Here is a 2279-nt window from a genome sequence, read left to right on the forward strand (position 1 = left end):
TTTCGCTCGCCGCTACTAGGGGAATCTCGGTTGATTTCTTTTCCTCGGGGTACTTAGATGTTTCAGTTCTCCCGGTTCGCCTCATCTGACTATGTATTCATCAGATGATAGTGCAGTCACCTACACTGGGTTTCCCCATTCGGACATCGACGGCTATAACGCCTTTTATCAGCTCACCGTCGCTTTTCGCAGATTAACACGTCCTTCTTCGCCTCTGATTGCCTAGGCATCCACCGTGTACGCTTAATTTCTTAACCTTACAACTCACAGTTGTCTTGGTTTCTATTACGCTTTTTTCTCTTTTCTACTTCAAACACTCATACTTTCGTATCAATGTCTTCTGTAAAAACGAGAACTCGTTTCTTTCAGCTTGTTCCTAATTGTTAAAGAGCTTTATCTTTCTATTTACTCATANCAAGTAAATACAAACATAATTTAATTCAAAAGAGACGGCTTTAATGGTGGAGCTAAGCGGGATCGAACCGCTGGCCTCCTGCGTGCAAGGCAGGCGCTCTCCCAGCTGAGCTATAGCCCCATTGTTTTCACTTCTTCAACGCCTCAAACTTCCGCTCAATGCCGTTGAATTGGTGGGTCTGAGTGGACTTGAACCACCGACCTCACCCTTATCAGGGGTGCGCTCTAACCACCTGAGCTACAGACCCAATAAAGTGACTCTTTCTAAACAAACAATCTGTGTGAACACTTACGAGCTCTTCGTAAGGAGGTGATCCAACCGCAGGNTTCCCCTACGGTTACCTTGTTACGACTTCACCCCAGTCATGAATCACACCGTGGTAAACGCCCTCCCGAAGGTTAAGCTATCTACTTCTGGTGCAACCCACTCCCATGGTGTGACGGGCGGTGTGTACAAGGCCCGGGAACGTATTCACCGTGACATTCTGATTCACGATTACTAGCGATTCCGACTTCATGGAGTCGAGTTGCAGACTCCAATCCGGACTTAGACGTACTTTCTGAGGTCCGCTTGCTCTCGCGAGGTCGCCTCCCTTTGTATACGCCATTGTAGCACGTGTGTAGCCCTGGTCGTAAGGGCCATGATGACTTGACGTCGTCCCCACCTTCCTCCGCTTTATCAACGGCAGTCTCCTTTGAGTTCCCGACCTAATCGATGGCAACAAAGGATAAGGGTTGCGCTCGTTGCGGGACTTAACCCAACATTTCACAACACGAGCTGACGACAGCCATGCAGCACCTGTCTCACAGTTCCCGAAGGCACTCCAGCATCTCTGCCAGATTCTGTGGATGTCAAGACCAGGTAAGGTTCTTCGCGTTGCATCGAATTAAACCACATGCTCCACCGCTTGTGCGGGCCCCCGTCAATTCATTTGAGTTTTAACCTTGCGGCCGTACTCCCCAGGCGGTCGATTTATCGCGTTAGCTTCGGAGCCCATCACTCAGGGCAACAAACTCCAAATCGACATCGTTTACAGCGTGGACTACCAGGGTATCTAATCCTGTTTGCTCCCCACGCTTTCGCATCTCAGCGTCAGTATCTGTCCAGAAGGCCGCCTTCGCCACCGGTATTCCTCCACATCTCTACGCATTTCACCGCTACACGTGGAATTCTACCTTCCTCTACAATACTCCAGATAACCAGTTTTAAGTGCAATTCCCAGGTTGAGCCCGGGGCTTTCACACCTAACTTAATTATCCGCCTACATGCCCTTTACGCCCAGTCATTCCGATTAACGCTCGCACCCTCCGTATTACCGCGGCTGCTGGCACGGAGTTAGCCGGTGCTTCTTCTGTAGCTAACGTCAATTGCATGCACTTTTCATACACACAACTTCCTCACTACCGAAAGTACTTTACAACCCGAAGGCCTTCTTCATACACGCGGCATGGCTGCATCAGGGTTCCCCCCATTGTGCAATATTCCCCACTGCTGCCTCCCGTAGGAGTCTGGACCGTGTCTCAGTTCCAGTGTGGCTGGTCATCCTCTCAGACCAGCTAGAGATCGTCGCCTTGGTGAGCCTTTACCACACCAACTAGCTAATCCCATATGGGTTCATCAAATGGCGCACGTCCTTGCGGAACCGTACTTTGGTCTCTCAACTTTATGCGGTATTAGCAGTCGTTTCCAACTGTTGTCCCCCTCCATTTGGCAGATCCCCATACCTTACTCACCCGTCCGCCACTCGTCATCAAGTGCAAGCACTCATGTTACCGTTCGACTTGCATGTGTTAAGCCTGCCGCCAGCGTTCAATCTGAGCCATGATCAAACTCTTCAATTTAAAGTTTGATGCTCAATAACTGT

The 2279-nt window shown here is 49.8% G+C and carries 2 tRNA genes and 2 rRNA genes (1 of these 4 only partly in view); all 4 read right to left on the minus strand.

The features are described from left to right. Positions 1-257, minus strand: a 23S ribosomal RNA gene (locus J3U35_RS00010) (it extends 2484 nt beyond the left edge of the window). A gap of 202 nt (positions 258-459) precedes the next feature. Further along, a tRNA-Ala gene (locus J3U35_RS00015) sits at positions 460-535 on the minus strand. 50 nt (positions 536-585) lie between these two features. After that, positions 586-662, minus strand: a tRNA-Ile gene (locus J3U35_RS00020). Positions 663-717: 55 nt separating this feature from the next. Continuing rightward, positions 718-2256 (minus strand): 16S ribosomal RNA (locus J3U35_RS00025). Together the 16S and 23S rRNA genes with 2 tRNA genes alongside form the textbook arrangement of a ribosomal RNA operon. Between the last annotated feature and the right edge of the window lie 23 nt (positions 2257-2279).

Source organism: Gilliamella sp. B2717, assembly GCF_026536675.1.
GTDB lineage: Bacteria > Pseudomonadota > Gammaproteobacteria > Enterobacterales > Orbaceae > Gilliamella > Gilliamella apicola_I.